The organism is Pseudomonas sp. WC2401, assembly GCF_041200115.1.
GTDB lineage: Bacteria > Pseudomonadota > Gammaproteobacteria > Pseudomonadales > Pseudomonadaceae > Aquipseudomonas > Aquipseudomonas fragi.
Window position 1 is genome coordinate 4,097,413 of record NZ_CP165623.1, and the last position, 15,069, is coordinate 4,112,481.

Genomic DNA, 15,069 nt, shown 5'->3' on the forward strand with positions numbered 1-15,069 from the left:
AGGTTCGATGCGCGAACCGCATGCTTGAAGGAGCAATGAAAGCATTAAGCCAGCCGGCGATTATCTGTCGATTAACAGGCTATGCGATGGCAGACAGGCTGGCCTTGGCCTGATTCAGGCCCTTCTCCTGGAAATCGCCACCCAGGTTCATGCCTTCGGCATGGATAAAGGTCACATCGTGAATGCCGACAAACGCCAGGACCTGACGCAGATAGGGTTCCTGATGGTCCGAGGTGCTACCCGCATATAGCCCGCCGCGCGCCGTCAGAACATAAGCTTTCTTGCCGGTCAAAAGCCCCTGCGGTCCGGTTTCGGTGTACTTGAAGGTCACTCCGGCCCGCAACACATGGTCCAGCCAGGCTTTGAGGGTGCTCGGTATGGCAAAGTTGTACATCGGTGCCGCCAGCATCAATACATCGGCGGCCAGCAACTCGTCGGTCAGCTCATTGGAGCGTTGCAGGGAAGACTGTTCGTCAGCATTGCGCTGTGCTTCGGGCTTCATCCAGCCACCCAGCAGGTTGGCATCGAGGTGCGGTACCGGGTTCAGGGCAAGGTCGCGCAAGGTCACCTGATCTGCCGGGTGGGCAGCCTGCCACTGGCTGACGAACTGTTGCGTCAACTGCCGGGAAAACGAGCCCTGCTGGCGGGCACTGCTTTCAATAATCAGAACATTGGACATGCCGGGTAAGCTCCATCTGTAAATACTGTAAGACGATGAAGCAGAGGTTATAGAGCATCAGCTCGATAAAAAAGCGCAATAACCTGCTACAACCTATCTATAAACCTGTTTGTTTAGCGGTATCCTGTCACTCCCCCCACATTTGAGGACTTCATCGTGAAAGCGCCCCGCGTGACCCTGGATCAATGGCGCACCTTGCAGGCAGTGGTCGACCACGGCGGCTTCGCGCAAGCCGCTGAAGTCCTGCACCGTTCGCAATCATCAGTCAGCTACACCGTGGCCCGCATGCAGGAACAGCTCGGCGTGCCGCTGCTGCGCATTGACGGCCGCAAGGCGGTGTTGACCGAGGCCGGCGGCGTGCTGCTGCGCCGCTCGCGGCAACTGGTCAAGCAGGCCAGCCAGCTCGAAGACCTCGCCCATCACATGGAACAAGGCTGGGAAGCCGAGGTGCGCCTGGTGGTCGACGCTGCCTACCCCAACGCCCGGCTGGTGCGTGCCCTGACCGCCTTTATGCCGCAAAGCCGCGGCTGTCGCGTGCGTCTGCGTGAAGAGGTGTTGTCCGGCGTCGAGGAAGTGCTGCTTGAAGGCGTGGCTGACCTGGCCATCAGCAGTTTCAATATTCCCGGCTATCTGGGTACCGAATTGAGCACCGTGGAATTTGTCGCGGTGGCCCACCCCGACCACCCGCTGCACCGCCTGCAACGCGAGTTGCACTTCCAGGACCTGGAAAGCCAGCTACAAGTGGTGATTCGTGACTCCGGCCGCCAGCAGCCAAGGGACGTGGGCTGGCTCGGCTCGGAACAGCGCTGGACCGTCGGCAGCCTGGCCACGGCGGCAGCGTTTGTGAGCAGCGGGCTGGGCTTTGCCTGGCTGCCGCGGCACATGATCGAGCGCGAACTCAAGGAAGGCGTGCTCAAGCCGTTGCCGCTCAATCAGGGCGGCAACCGTCACCCGGTGTTTTTCCTCTACGCCAACAAGGACAAACCCCTGGGCCCGGCCACACAAATTCTTGTCGAACTGTTGCAAACTTTCGACACAGCGCCACTGGACGCGCCTTTCGCGGCTCCGCAACAGGCGTGAACAGCAGTGGGCAGGAACCTGATTCGGGAATATCCTGTCCAACACCCGCAGCCCGTGAACATCCACCGTTGATGGATGTGGCACGGGCACTGGTTCAATGCACCGCTTCCCGTGTGGCATTGAACAGTCACCCCACTTTTCAGGATCACTGAACCATGCTTAAAAAAATTGCTCTTGCCGCTGGCGCCCTGCTGCTTGCCACCCACCTGATGGCGGCTGACGCCAGTAAAGCGCCACATGTCATGCTGGACACCAGCTTCGGCAAGATCGAAATCGAACTGGACCCGGTCAAGGCGCCGATCAGCAGCGACAATTTCCTTAAATATGTCGACAGCGGCTTTTACAACAACACCATTTTCCACCGTGTCATCCCGGGGTTTATGGTGCAAGGCGGCGGTTTTACCTCGCAGATGGTGCAAAAGCAGACCCGCGACCCGATCAAGAACGAAGCCAGCAACGGCCTGCACAACGTGCGCGGCACCCTGTCGATGGCCCGCACTTCCAACCCCAATTCGGCCACCAGCCAGTTCTTTATCAACGTCGCCGACAATGCCTTCCTGGACCCGGGCCGTGACGCGGGCTATGCCGTATTCGCCAAGGTAGTCAATGGCATGGACGTGGTCGACCAGATCGTCAACTCGCAGACCACCACCAAACAGGGCATGCAGAATGTGCCAATCGACCCGGTATTGATCAAGTCGGCCAAACGCATCGACTGACAAGCAGCACACAGCAGGGAGCCTTGGCCGGTGCCCCATCGGGATGAGTAAAGCCAGCAGCACCGGCCACACCACTAAAGGAGAGCCCGCAGTGCGGGCTTCAGTGCCAATGCTTTATCGCCGTTTCGAACAGTTGATCGATATTTTCCGCGAGGCTCCCACCGCGGCCCCGCCCAGCACTGTCTGGGCGTTTTACCTCTACTACCTGCGCCAGGTCTGGCCGATGTTCGCCGCCTTGCTGGTGGTCGGGCTGATCGCGGCCCTGATCGAAGTCTCACTGTTCAGCTACCTGAGCACGCTGATCGATCTGACCCAGGGCACGCCCAATACCGACTTCTTCAGGGTTCACAGCAGCGAGCTGATCTGGATGGCCGTGGTCGCGCTGATCATCCGCCCGGTATTCTTTGGCCTGCACGACCTTTTGGTACACCAGACCCTGAGCCCGAGCATGACCAGCCTGATCCGCTGGCAGAACCACAGTTATGTGCTCAAGCAGAGCCTCAACTTTTTCCAGAACGACTTCGCCGGGCGCATCGCCCAGCGCATCATGCAAACCGGCAACTCACTGCGTGACTCAGCGGTGCAGGCGGTCGATGCCCTGTGGCATGTCCTGATCTATGCCATCAGTTCGCTGGTGCTGTTTGCCGAGGCCGACTGGCGCCTGATGATCCCGTTGCTGACATGGATCGTCTGCTATATCGGGGCGCTGTACTATTTTGTCCCCCGGGTCAAAGAGCGCTCGGTGGTATCTTCCGACGCCCGCTCCAAGCTGATGGGCCGTATCGTCGACGGCTACACCAACATCACCACCCTCAAGCTGTTTGCCCACACCCAGTTCGAGCAGCAGTACGCTCGTGAAGCGATTATCGAGCAGACCGAAAAAACCCAGCTGGCCGGCCGCGTGGTCACCAGCATGGACGTGGTCATCACCACCATGAACGGCCTGCTGATTGTCAGCACCAGCGCCCTGGCGCTGTGGCTGTGGAGCCAGTCACTGATCAGCGTCGGTGCCATTGCCCTGGCCACCGGCCTGGTGATCCGCATCGTCAACATGTCCGGCTGGATCATGTGGGTGGTCAACGGCATTTTTGAAAATATCGGCATGGTCCAGGACGGCCTGGAAACCATCGCCCAGCCTGTCGCCGTGATTGACCGCGAACATGCACCACGCCTGAGCGTAAACCGTGGCGAGGTACGTTTTGAACACGTCGACTTCCACTACGGCAAACGCAGCGGGATCATCAGCGACCTCAACCTGCTGATCAAGCCCGGCGAAAAAATCGGCCTGATCGGCCCTTCAGGTGCCGGCAAGTCGACCCTGGTCAATCTATTGCTGCGTTTGTACGACCTGCAAGGTGGGAGGATTCTGATCGACGACCAGAACATCGCCGAAGTGACGCAGGAAAGCCTGCGCGAACAGATCGGCATGATCACCCAGGACACTTCGCTGTTGCATCGCTCCATCCGCGACAACTTGCTTTACGGCAAGCCCGACGCCACCGACGAAGAGCTTTGGGAAGCCGTGCGCAAGGCCCGGGCCGATGAGTTTATCCCGCTGCTGTCCGATGCCCAGGGCCGTACCGGTTTCGATGCTCATGTGGGCGAGCGCGGGGTCAAGCTGTCCGGCGGCCAGCGCCAGCGCATCGCCATTGCCCGGGTGCTGCTCAAGAACGCTCCGATCCTGATCATGGACGAAGCCACTTCGGCACTGGACTCCGAAGTGGAGGCCGCCATCCAGGAAAGCCTCGAAACCCTGATGCAAGGCAAGACCGTGATCGCCATCGCCCACCGCCTCTCGACCATTGCCCGCATGGACCGCCTGGTTGTGCTCGAAAACGGCCATATTGCAGAAACCGGCACCCACAGCGAACTGCTCGCCCGGGGCGGTTTATATGCACGTTTGTGGCAGCACCAGACGGGTGGTTTTGTCGGTATCAACTGAGACTTGCAACGCGCATGCTGCAAAGCACGTAAACACAACGCCAGCTCCCGTTTGTAATGGGCTCTGGCGTTTTTTATGGCACTGGCAAAAAAACCGGCGGGTGCTGTACTGAATGCAGGGTTCGGGAGAATCCTGCAGTCAACCGCAGGAGGCGACGCAGCTTCAATTGCTCGATAGATTTATCTATCCGGGACCCTGTGATGAACTTGTTCAAACGCTCCGTTACTGAGTTGCTAGGCACCTTCTGGCTGGTGCTTGGCGGTTGTGGCAGTGCTGTGCTCGCAGCAGCGTTTCCTGATGTCGGTATCGGCCTGCTGGGGGTAGCGCTGGCATTTGGCCTTACCGTAGTGACAATGGCATTCGCCATCGGCCATATCAGCGGCTGCCATCTCAACCCGGCCGTGTCCTTCGGCTTGTGGGTGGGCGGGCGTTTTCCTGCCAAAGAACTGCCTGCGTATATCATTGCCCAGGTCCTGGGCGGCGTGATTGCCGCCGGGCTGCTGTACCTGATTGCCAGCGGCAAACCCGGCTTTGACCTGGCCGCCAGCGGGCTGGCCGCCAACGGCTATGGCGAACACTCACCTGGCGGGTACTCGATGGTCTCGGGGCTGATATGTGAAATCACCATGACGGCCATGTTTATCCTGATCATCATGGGCGCCACTGACAAACGGGTGTCTGCGGGGCATGCCCCTCTGGCGATCGGCCTGGCGCTGACGCTGATCCACCTGATCTCGATCCCGGTGACCAACACCTCGGTCAATCCGGCGCGCAGCACCGGCCCGGCGCTGATCGTGGGCGGCTGGGCACTTCAGCAGTTGTGGATGTTCTGGTTGGCGCCGATGGTGGGCGCGGCCATTGGTGCAGTGGTCTATCGCTGGCTGGGCAAGGAAGGCAACTAAACAGCCAGAGCCGGGGTCAGGCCTGCCGATAAGGCAGCGCCGACCTCGCCTCTTCGGCATAGGCCAGCACCCCTGCTCGCTCGCGCTGCAAAAAGTCGCTTACCGCCGCCTTCAGGCCCTGATGGCGCAGGTAATGCCATGAATGGGTGATCACCGGCTCAAAACCGCGGATCAACTTGTGCTCGCCTTGGGCCCCGGCATCAAAACGCCGGATACCATGGGCGATGGCGTAATCCATGCCCTGGTAGAAACACGTCTCAAAATGCAGGCGGTCAAACTCACCAAGGCATCCCCAGTAGCGCCCATAGACACTGTCACCGCCGATCAGGCTGAAGGCCATCGCAACCGGGGTCGCCCCTTGTTTGGCCAGCACGACGCGAATTGATTCCGGCATGCGCTCGGCCAGCAGGCTGAAAAATTCCCGCGTCAGATACGGCGTTTGCCGACGCACAGCGTAAGTATTGGCATAGCAGGCGTAGACAAAATCCCATTGCGCCTCGCTGACTTGCTGGCCTTCCAGCCATTCAAACTCAAACCCCTGCCCCGCCACTTGCTCGCGCTCCTTGCGCATCTGTTTGCGCTTGCGTGAACTCAAGGCGTCGAGGAAGTCCTGAAAATCCCGGTACTCGCGGTTCTGCCAGTGAAACTGGCAGCCAAGCCGTTGCATCCAGCCGGGTTGTTGCGCCAGCGCCGTATCGGCCAGCGGGTCGGTGAAATTGATATGCGCGCTGGACAGCCCTTCGATCTGCAAATAACCGGGCAAGGCCGCGAGCAGCTCAAGTCCGTCCTCGGCACGGGCAGCCAACAGCCGTGGGCCGCTGACCGGGCTGAACGGTACTGCCGTGAGCAACTTGGGATAGTACTCGATGCCTGCCCGCTCGCAGGCCTGCGCCCACTCGTGATCGAACACGTATTCGCCATAGGAATGCCATTTGCGATAACTGGGCAGTGCTGCCTGCAGCTGCCCATTTTCGTAATGCAGCAAATGCTCGGGCTGCCAGCCGGAATGCGGGCCAAGGCTGGCACTGTCTTCCAGGGCACTGAGAAAGGCATGCCGCAAAAAAGGCTGGGCCACCGGCACCAGCGCATCCCATTCATGGGCAGGGATGGCGGACAGGCTGTCGAGTCGTTGAAGCGGCATTAATAGTCCTCAAGGCACGGCGTAGAGCGCCGATGGTAGCACTCCCGAATATCTGGTGTGGGAGCGGGCTTGCTCGCGATAGCATCGCCGTGGTGCACCTGCCAGACCGCGCCGTCCGCGTCGCAGGCAAGCCAGCTCCCACAGGTCAGGCATGGCCAACTGAATCCACGGCTTGCCAGGACCCTTTGTGGGAGCGGGCTTGCTCGCGATGGCATCGCCGTGGTGCACCTGCCAGACCGCGTCGCCTGCATCGCAGGCAAGCCAGCTCCCACAGGTCAGGCATGGCCAACTGAATCCACGGCTTGCCAGGACCCTATGTGGGAGCGGGCTTGCTCGCGAGGGCATCGCTGCGGTGTACCTGCCAGACCGCGTCGCCTGCATCGCAGGCAAGCCAGCTCCCCCAGGTCAGGCATGGCCAGCAGAATTCGCGGCTGGCCAGGGCCCTTTGTGGGAGCGGGCTTGCTCGCGAGGGCATCGCTGCGGTGTACCTGCCAGACCGCGTCGCCTGCATCGCAGGCAAGCCAGCTCCCACAGGTCAGGCATGGCCAGCAGAATTCGCGGCTGGCCAGGGCCCTTTGTGGGAGCGGACTTGCTCGCGAGGGCATCGCTGCGGTGTACCTGCCAGACCGCGCCGTCCGCATCGCAGGCAAGCCAGCTCCCACAGGTCAGGCATGGCCAGCTCCCACATGAAGCGACGCCGCACGCTGTCACAGACTTGCTATCACTCTGCCACTTTTCTGTCATATCCACCCGCGATACTGACGCCGCTTCTTAGAACACGGGGTTATGAGCGACCTGTTTGCCAACACGCTCACGACACACCAAACCTCGTTAACGTGAGCCCGTAAAGGGCCGATTTTTCTTGGGGTGGCTAGGGCCATCTCAGCACTGGGAGATTCATAATGCGTCTTGTATCTACACGGGTTGCTGCGGGACTGTGTGGTGGCCTGGTATTGGCCATGAGCGTTCCGGCCAGCGCTGCGGTCGATGCCAAACTGCTCGAAATGCTTAAAGCCAACGGTTCCATATCGCCGGCGCAATACTCCGAGCTGCAAACCGAACTCGCCAGTGAGAATCAAGCCAAGCAAGAAGCTGCCGCCGATCAGGTGAAAAAATCCGATCTCAGTGCCTTCGAACAGAAAGTCGCCTGGGCCGCCAAAACCGAACTCAAGGGCGATGTCCGGGTTCGTCACGAAAACATCAAGATCGATGGCGAGTCCGATGGCAAGAACAAGGACCGCCAACGTATTCGTGCCCGTCTGGGCGCCTACACCGAAATCAACCCGCAGGTGAACACCGGTATCCGTATCGCTACGGGCGGCGGCGATGATGCGCGCTCCACCAACCAGGATCTGGACAACTACTTCGACAAGAAGCAGCTGTGGCTGGATCAGGCCTTTATTGACTACCACCCGACAGCGGTAAAGGACCTGCACCTGATCGCTGGCAAGATGCCGCAGCCATGGGTCAGCATGGGTGATGTTATCTGGGATAGCGATATCAACCCCGAAGGTCTGGCTACCACCTACAAGCACAATCTGGGTAACAGCGGCGTCGAGATGTTCGGTAGCGCCGGTTACTACACACTCAAGGACAACGTAGACGGCGAAGGTGTGCAATTTCGCCACGATCTGCGCCTGTATGCCGGTCAGTTGGGGGCAAAATTCGCACCTACCGACAGCCTGAAAGTCACTTTGGGCGGTAGTGTCTACAGCTACGATAACGACAAGGACAGCTCCTGCCCTACCACCGGCACGAAGACCACCCCTTGTGCTCTGGCAGTCAACGGCAACAGCACCGACGAGTTCCGTCTGTACGAAGGCTTCGGTCAGGTCGATATCGCCAACCTGCCACTACCCCTGTCGCTGTACGGCCAATACGTGCACAACGCCGCCACGGACAGCGATCAGGACGATGCCTGGCTGGTGGGTTTCAAATCCAAGCTCGACGCCTTCAGCCTGGACTACAACTACCGCGATATTCAGCGTAACGCAGTGGTTGGCGCTTTCACCGACTCTGACTTCGCCAACGGCACTACCGGTTCTCGCGGTCACAAGTTCAAAGTGGGTTACGAAATCGACAAGAACTTCGGTGTCGGCGTGACGTACTTCCTGACCAAGGCGGACTACGTAACGTCCACCCAGAAAGATGCCAAGGCCAACACCTTGCAGCTGGACCTGGAAGCCAAGTTCTAAAACAGGGTTTCACGCAACAGACAACGCGCTGGAGCCATTCAGCGTGTTGTGCCTAAAAAGCAGAGCGAAGGTGGCGTCGGCCCCCCTTACATCCACCGACGGCACCTTCGCTCCTGCCCCCCGCCTTTAGCGCGAATGCTCGCGCATCATCCGCTCAACCGTTTGCTCCAGATCTTCCGGCAGCGCTTGCGGCAGCTTTTTCAACGTGGCGCTCAGCAAACGCATTTGCCTGATAAAACGCCGGCAGTTCGGACAAAACAGCAAATGATGGCGCACCAACAAGCGCTGACGAAAACTCAGCTGACCATCCAGAAAATCGCTTGAACGCGCCACTTGCTGCTTGCAGCTCAACATTCTCCGGTCTCCTCGAAATGCTCCACTGTCGCGAAGACTTTAAGTCGGGCGCGATGTATCAACACCCGGACATTAGAGAGCGACAGTTCAAGAAGATTACAAATCTCTTCAAGCTCCAGTCCCTGACGCTCGCGCAACACCAGCACGCTGCTCTGCAATTGCGGCAGGCTGATGAGCGTTCGTTCGAGGCATTCGCGCAATTCGTCTTCGGTGAGCAAGGCTTCGGGGCTGTCCTGATGCCAGGCAAGGGGCGCCAGCAACCAGTGGCCATCGCTGGAGAAACGATCATCGCCAATGGTGCCGTGGGGCGAAGGCAAATCATCGAGCAGCACTTCCCGGCGATTTTGCTTGTAGCGATTCTTGGCCGCATTGGCCGTGATGGTCAGCAGCCAGGTTTTCAGGCTCGAACGGCCCTCAAACCCGGCCAGATTGCGCACCACAGACAGCCATGCGTCCTGCACCACTTCGTCGGCATGGCGACTGCCGACGATCGCATAAGCCACGGCTCGCATGGCACTTTGATAGGCAATGACCAGTTCGCGAAAGGCCTGTTGCTCGCCGCTCAGCAGACGCTTGAGCAGATCACCGTCGTCAGCAGTTGCCATGCAGGTCTCCGCAACCGGAAAGTGATGTTGCTGTGTGGGAGCGGGCTTGCTCGCGATGGCATCACCGCAGTTTACCTGTCAGACCGCGCGGCCTGTATCGCGAGTAAGCCGCTCCCACCACCAGCCAGCTGTGACCTTAGCGTTTACGCAGGATCACGCTGCCAATCGAATAACCCGCACCGAACGAGCTGAGCACGGCCAGCGCACCGCTCGGCAAGTCGTCCTGGTACTTGTGGAAGGCAATCACCGAACCGGCCGAGCTGGTGTTGGCGTAGGTGTCGAGAATCACCGGCGCTTCTTCCACCGAGGCTTCGCGACCCAACAGCTTGCGCACGATCAGGTGGTTCATGCTCAGGTTGGCCTGGTGCAGCCAGAAACGTTTCACATCCGCCACGTCCACCTGGTTTTCCTGCAGATGCTGACCGATCAGCTCGGCCACCATCGGGCACACGTCACGGAACACCTTGCGGCCTTCTTGTACGAACAGTTTGTCCGGGCTGTCAGCAGGCTCATCCGAAGCACGGTTGAGGAAGCCGAAGTTGTTGCGGATATTGTTCGAGTAGGTTGTCAGCAGCTTGGTGCTGACGATATCGAACTGGTGCTCGGACGTTGCCAGATCAGCACGCTCGACCACTACCGCTGTCGCGGCATCACCGAAGATAAAGTGGCTGTCACGGTCACGGAAATTCAGGTGGCCGGTGCACACTTCAGGGCTGATCAGCAGCACCGCACGGGCCTGGCCCAACTGGACGCTGTTGCTAGCGGTCTGAATACCGAACGTCGCCGAGGAACAGGCCACGTTCATGTCAAAACCAAAACCCTGGATACCCAGCGCGTGTTGCACTTCGATGGCAATGGCCGGGTACGGGCGTTGCAGGTTGGAGCAAGCCACGATCACGCCGTCGATATCGGCGGCGGTCTTGCCTGCACGTTCCAGCGCCTGTTTGGCAGCACCGACGGCCATTTCGCAAAGCACCGACATTTCGTCGTTGCTACGTTCAGGCAAATGCGGACGCATGCGTTGCGGGTCAAGGATGCCGTCCTTGTCCATCACAAAGCGGCTTTTAATGCCCGATGCCTTTTCGATAAAGGCCGCGCTCGACTCGGCCAGGGGCTGGATGTCACCGGCCTCGATAGCCGCCGCGTTGTCGGCATTGAATTGTTGCACATAGGTATTGAAAGACTGCACCAGCTCTTCGTTGGAGATGCTGTTGGCCGGGGTGTACAGGCCGGTGCCGCTGATGACGACGTTATGCACGGTCGTTCCTCTATTCTGTTCAGCAGAAGATATTGAAATCGTTTCAGGTACTGATAGCCGCGAAGTTTGCCATAAATGCCAGCATTTGGCGTTATTTACGGATTTTGCAATGATCCCCGAGGGAGCGGGCTTGCTCGCGATTGGATCGATGCGGTGTATCAGGTAAACCGCGCAGCTTCCATCGCGAGCAAGCCCGCTCCCACAGAACTACAGGCTCAAGCGTCCACCAGACTCCACTGTTTGCTTAGGCGCTTGTCCGAAATCGGCACCTTGGTCCCCAGTTGCTGGCCAAAGAGCGACACCCGGTACTCTTCCAGCCACCAGCGGTACAGCTCCAGCTGCGGGTCGCGCTTGCCTTCCTGGGCATGCTTGCTGGCACGGGCCTGGTACTGCGCCCAAAGGCCGCTCAGTTCACCACTCCAGACCCGGTCTTTCTGCACCTGGCCCGGCAGTTTTTCAAGGCGCATTTCGATGGCCTTGAGGTAACGCGGCAGCTCTTTAAGCCATTGCGCCGGAGTTTCGCGAATAAACCCCGGGTACACCAGATGGCTCAATTGCTGCTTGATGTCGTTCAGGGCCACCGCCTGGGCCAGATCGATCTTGCCCTTGAAGCGTTTTTGCAGGCCATGCCAGAGCTTGAGGATTTCCAGGGTCAATCTGGCCAGCTTTTCTGCGTGCTCGGTCCAGGCCCCGCGTTTGCGCTCGGCCAGCGATGCCAGTCCGGCGCCATCACGGGGCAACACCGCTTCGCCTTCCAGAATGCAACTGTCCAGGCTGGCCAGCAGAATGTCTTCCACCAGGCTTTCGACCCGACCCAGCTCGCGGTACAACAGGCCCAGTTCGGTAAGCCCCGGCAACTTGCCACGCAGGAATTTGGCCGGTTCCGCCAATTGCTGCATCAGCAAGCGCTGCAACGCACGGCGATGCTGGAACTCAGCCTCGGCCGGAGTCGAAAAACGCCCCTCCTTGACCGTATTGCCCTCTTCCACCAGCGCCGGGTACACCGTCATCGACAGACCGGCAATCTTCTGCTGGGTTTTTTCGGCAACAGGGGCAAACACCTTGGCTTCGACCGGCTGCTGGCTTTTCGCGGTTTGCGGCACGGCCAACGCGGCCTGGCTGGCCTGGGCAAAGCGCGCCATCAGCTCGGCCAGATCGCGGCCTTCGCCGAGGAACTTGCCGTCAGCGTCGACCACTTCGATATTCATTTTCAGGTGGTTTTCAACTTGCTGCGCCGCTTCTGCCCAGGCCTCATCACTGACCCGAGCGCCGGTCATGCGCAACAATTCGCGGCCCAGTGTTTGTGGCAACGAACCTTGAGCAAACTCCATGCGCTGCAACGCGGCCTTGACGAAGTCCGGCACCGGTACGAAGTTTTTGCGCAACGCTTTGGGCAGGCTGCGCACCAGGGCAATGCACTTGGCTTCGATCATGCCGGGCACCAGCCATTCCAGGCGCTCGGGTGGCAAGACTGGCAGTAGCGGCGCAGGCACTTTGACCGTCACGCCATCACGCGGGTGGTTGGGTTCAAAGTGATAGCTCAGCTCCAGGGTCAAATCCCCCAGGTGCAGCGTGTCAGGATAATGCTGGGTGGTGATTTCAGTGGCTTCGCGAGCCAGCACATCTTCTTCGCGCATGATCAGCAATTGCGGATCTTTCTGGCTGTTGACCCGATACCAGCTGTCAAAGGTCGCGGTTTGGTGAATCTCGGCTGGCAGGCGGGCGTCATAAAACGCGTAAAGGGTTTCTTCATCCGCCAGGATGTCACGGCGCCGGGCCTTGGCCTCCAGTTCGTCGAGTTGTTCCAGCAACTGCGCATTGGCCGTCAGGCACTTGGCCCGCGACTGAATTTCGCCACGCACCAGCCCTTCACGGATAAACAGCTCACGCGACAGCACCGGGTCAATCGGCCCGTAATGCACGGCACGGCGCCCGACCACAATCAGGCCGAACAGGGTGATTTGCTCGTAGGCCACCACCTGCCCGCGCTTCTTCTCCCAATGGGGCTCGAAGTAGTTCTTTTTCACCAGGTGCCCGGCCAGCGGCTCGATCCAGTCGGGCTCGATCTTGGCCACCATGCGCGCATACAGCTTGGTGGTTTCTACCAGTTCGGCGGTCATCAGCCATTGCGGGCGCTTTTTGCCCAAGCCTGAGGACGGGTGAATCCAGAACCGCCGTTGACGGGCTCCCAGATAGTCACCGTCCTCGGTTTTCTGGCCGATCTGGCTCAACAAGCCGGACAACACCGCCTTGTGCAGTTTCGGGTAGTCGGCCGGTTCCTGATTGACCGTGAGCTGCATATCGCGACAGATCAGGCTCAATTGGCGGTGGGAATCACGCCACTCGCGCAACCGCAGGTAGTTGAGGAAGTTCTTGCGGCACCAGTTGCGCAGGGGGCTGGCCGTCAGCGCCTGGCGCTGCTCTTCAAAACCGCGCCAGACGTTAATCAAACCGGCGAAGTCTGAGTCGACATCTTTCCATTGTGCGTGGGCCTGATCCGCGGCTTGTTGACGTTCCGGTGGACGTTCTCGCGGGTCTTGCACCGACATCGCACTGGCGACGATCAATACTTCCTGCAAGCTGCCGAGCTTGGCAGCTTCGAGCAGCATGCGGCCCATGCGCGGGTCCACCGGCAAACGCGCCAGCTGGCGACCCAGCGGCGTAAGCTGATTCTCGCGGTTAACCGCAGACAATTCTTGCAGCAGGTTGAACCCGTCGGTAATCGCCTTGCCGTCAGGTGGCTCAATAAACGGGAATGCGGTGATTTCGCCCAGACGCAGGTGCAGCATCTGCAGGATTACAGCCGCAAGGTTGGTACGCAAAATCTCGGGATCGGTAAACTCCGGACGACCGTTGAAGTCTTCCTCGGCATACAGGCGCACGCAGATACCCGGCTCGACCCGCCCGCAGCGGCCCTTGCGCTGGTTGGCGCTGGCCTGGGAAATGGCCTCGATGGGCAAACGCTGAACCTTGGCCTTATAGCTATATCGACTGATGCGCGCAGTGCCGCTGTCGATCACATAACGGATGCCCGGCACGGTCAACGAGGTTTCCGCCACGTTGGTGGCCAGCACCACACGGCGGCCCGGGTGCGACTGGAAAATCCGCTGCTGCTCGGCAGGCGACAACCGCGCATACAACGGCAGGATTTCAGTGTGCTTGAGCTGCGCCTTGCGCAGCATGTCGGCGGCATCGCGGATTTCGCGCTCGCCAGGTAAAAACACCAGCACGTCGCCGGGGCTTTTACGCTCACTGCGCTCGAACGCTGCAATCTCGTCCAGAGTGGCGATGATGGCCTGGTCGACGCTCAGGTCGTCTTCAACGTTGTTGCCCTCTTCATCCTGCTCGGAGGTCAACGGGCGATACCAGGTCTCGACCGGGAAGGTACGGCCCGACACTTCGACAATGGGCGCGTCATTGAAGTGTTTGGAAAACCGCTCCAGATCGATGGTCGCCGAAGTGATGATGACTTTCAGGTCGGGGCGACGCGGCAACAGGATCTTCAGGTAACCGAGCAGAAAGTCGATGTTCAGGCTGCGTTCGTGGGCCTCGTCGACGATGATCGTGTCATAGCGTTCGAGATAGCGATCGTGCTGGGTTTCAGCCAGCAAGATACCGTCAGTCATCAGTTTGATCAGGGTATTGGAATCGCTCTGATCCTCGAACCGCACCTGATAGCCGACCAGCGCGCCCAACGGTGTACCTAGCTCTTCGGCCACCCGGCTGGCCACACTGCGCGCCGCGATACGGCGCGGTTGGGTATGACCGATCAGGCCGTGCTGCCCACGGCCGATTTCCAGACAGATCTTCGGCAACTGGGTGGTTTTACCCGAGCCGGTTTCACCCGCCAGGATCAGCACCTGATGCTTGAGCAGCGCCGCCTTGATCTCGTCACGCTTGGCGGCAATCGGCAGATTTTCGTCATAACGAATCAGCGGCACGCTGGCCGCCCGCGCAGTCACCTGCGCGCAGGACGCCTGCACCCGCTCGGCCCAGGCGGCCAGCTTGGCGTCGTCGGGCTTTTTGCGCAGCTCATGCAACTGCCGACGCAGCTTGTGGCGGTCGGCGATCATGGCTTGATCGAGGTTTTTCAACAGCTGGTCGATAGCAGGCGATTCGTCAGTCATCAGGTGCGCAGAATTCTTCGTAAATGCAGGGGGCGGATTGTCGCAGATTTGAGCGCTCATGCACGAA

General features: G+C 59.7%; 11 protein-coding genes. 5 read left to right on the forward strand and 6 right to left on the reverse strand.

Annotated elements, in window-relative coordinates; all coding sequences use genetic code 11:
- Window positions 1–79: 79 nt before the first annotated feature.
- Window positions 80–679, reverse strand: coding sequence for an FMN-dependent NADH-azoreductase (locus tag AB3G35_RS18825; protein ID WP_016781638.1), 600 nt, complete (start codon window positions 677–679; stop codon window positions 80–82).
- A 156-nt stretch (window positions 680–835) separates the two neighbouring features.
- Here AB3G35_RS18825 and AB3G35_RS18830 point away from each other — a divergent pair, with 156 nt between their 5' ends.
- The 4 genes from AB3G35_RS18830 to aqpZ all read left to right on the forward strand — a co-directional run bounded on the left by AB3G35_RS18830 (window position 836) and on the right by aqpZ (window position 5,322).
- Window positions 836–1,759: a LysR family transcriptional regulator gene (locus AB3G35_RS18830; RefSeq protein ID WP_169911324.1), complete on the forward strand. Its 924-nt coding sequence runs from the start codon at window positions 836–838 to the stop codon at window positions 1,757–1,759.
- Window positions 1,760–1,914: 155 nt separating this feature from the next.
- On the forward strand, window positions 1,915–2,478 hold the full coding sequence (locus AB3G35_RS18835) for a peptidylprolyl isomerase A (protein ID WP_016781640.1): 564 nt from the start codon (window positions 1,915–1,917) through the stop codon (window positions 2,476–2,478).
- A gap of 109 nt (window positions 2,479–2,587) precedes the next feature.
- Window positions 2,588–4,420 (forward strand): ABC transporter ATP-binding protein, encoded by a 1,833-nt coding sequence (locus AB3G35_RS18840; RefSeq protein ID WP_169911320.1) that lies wholly within the window; start codon window positions 2,588–2,590, stop codon window positions 4,418–4,420.
- A 200-nt stretch (window positions 4,421–4,620) separates the two neighbouring features.
- Complete coding sequence (gene aqpZ / locus AB3G35_RS18845) at window positions 4,621–5,322, forward strand: aquaporin Z (RefSeq protein WP_169886594.1); 702 nt, start codon at window positions 4,621–4,623, stop codon at window positions 5,320–5,322.
- A gap of 16 nt (window positions 5,323–5,338) precedes the next feature.
- Here aqpZ and AB3G35_RS18850 read toward each other — a convergent pair whose 3' ends face one another.
- Window positions 5,339–6,463: a GNAT family N-acetyltransferase gene (locus tag AB3G35_RS18850; RefSeq protein ID WP_106116546.1), complete on the reverse strand. Its 1,125-nt coding sequence runs from the start codon at window positions 6,461–6,463 to the stop codon at window positions 5,339–5,341.
- 902 nt (window positions 6,464–7,365) lie between these two features.
- On the opposite strand from AB3G35_RS18850, the gene AB3G35_RS18855 reads away from it, so the two are divergent.
- Complete coding sequence (locus AB3G35_RS18855) at window positions 7,366–8,658, forward strand: putative porin (protein ID WP_166672924.1); 1,293 nt, start codon at window positions 7,366–7,368, stop codon at window positions 8,656–8,658.
- A 126-nt stretch (window positions 8,659–8,784) separates the two neighbouring features.
- On the opposite strand, the gene AB3G35_RS18860 is transcribed toward AB3G35_RS18855, so the two are convergent.
- The 4 genes from AB3G35_RS18860 to hrpA all read right to left on the reverse strand — a co-directional run bounded on the left by AB3G35_RS18860 (window position 8,785) and on the right by hrpA (window position 15,002).
- The gene (locus AB3G35_RS18860) at window positions 8,785–9,012 is read right to left on the reverse strand and encodes an anti-sigma factor (RefSeq protein WP_016781645.1); all 228 of its coding nucleotides are present in this window, start codon (window positions 9,010–9,012) and stop codon (window positions 8,785–8,787) included.
- The gene (locus AB3G35_RS18865; RefSeq protein ID WP_095005589.1) at window positions 9,006–9,617 is read right to left on the reverse strand and encodes an RNA polymerase sigma factor; all 612 of its coding nucleotides are present in this window, start codon (window positions 9,615–9,617) and stop codon (window positions 9,006–9,008) included. The genes AB3G35_RS18860 and AB3G35_RS18865 overlap by 7 nt, the downstream gene beginning before the upstream one ends.
- Before the next feature lie 136 nt (window positions 9,618–9,753).
- Window positions 9,754–10,875, reverse strand: a complete 1,122-nt coding sequence (locus AB3G35_RS18870; RefSeq protein ID WP_086798001.1) for a beta-ketoacyl-ACP synthase III — start codon at window positions 10,873–10,875, stop codon at window positions 9,754–9,756.
- Window positions 10,876–11,090: 215 nt separating this feature from the next.
- Entirely contained in the window at window positions 11,091–15,002 is a 3,912-nt protein-coding gene (gene hrpA, locus AB3G35_RS18875) for an ATP-dependent RNA helicase HrpA (RefSeq protein WP_369781927.1), read from the reverse strand.
- Window positions 15,003–15,069 lie beyond the last annotated feature (67 nt).

What these genes read in the sequence shown, in the direction of transcription:
- AB3G35_RS18825 (WP_016781638.1), bottom strand. Translation starts at nt 679, where the DNA reads ATGTCCAATGTTCTGATTATTGAAAGCAGTGCCCGCCAGCAGGGCTCG.
- AB3G35_RS18835 (WP_016781640.1), top strand. Translation starts at nt 1,915, where the DNA reads ATGCTTAAAAAAATTGCTCTTGCCGCTGGCGCCCTGCTGCTTGCCACC.
- AB3G35_RS18840 (WP_169911320.1), top strand. Translation starts at nt 2,588, where the DNA reads ATGCTTTATCGCCGTTTCGAACAGTTGATCGATATTTTCCGCGAGGCT.
- aqpZ (WP_169886594.1), top strand. Translation starts at nt 4,621, where the DNA reads ATGAACTTGTTCAAACGCTCCGTTACTGAGTTGCTAGGCACCTTCTGG.
- AB3G35_RS18850 (WP_106116546.1), bottom strand. Translation starts at nt 6,463, where the DNA reads ATGCCGCTTCAACGACTCGACAGCCTGTCCGCCATCCCTGCCCATGAA.
- AB3G35_RS18855 (WP_166672924.1), top strand. Translation starts at nt 7,366, where the DNA reads ATGCGTCTTGTATCTACACGGGTTGCTGCGGGACTGTGTGGTGGCCTG.
- AB3G35_RS18860 (WP_016781645.1), bottom strand. Translation starts at nt 9,012, where the DNA reads ATGTTGAGCTGCAAGCAGCAAGTGGCGCGTTCAAGCGATTTTCTGGAT.
- AB3G35_RS18865 (WP_095005589.1), bottom strand. Translation starts at nt 9,617, where the DNA reads ATGGCAACTGCTGACGACGGTGATCTGCTCAAGCGTCTGCTGAGCGGC.
- hrpA (WP_369781927.1), bottom strand. Translation starts at nt 15,002, where the DNA reads ATGACTGACGAATCGCCTGCTATCGACCAGCTGTTGAAAAACCTCGAT.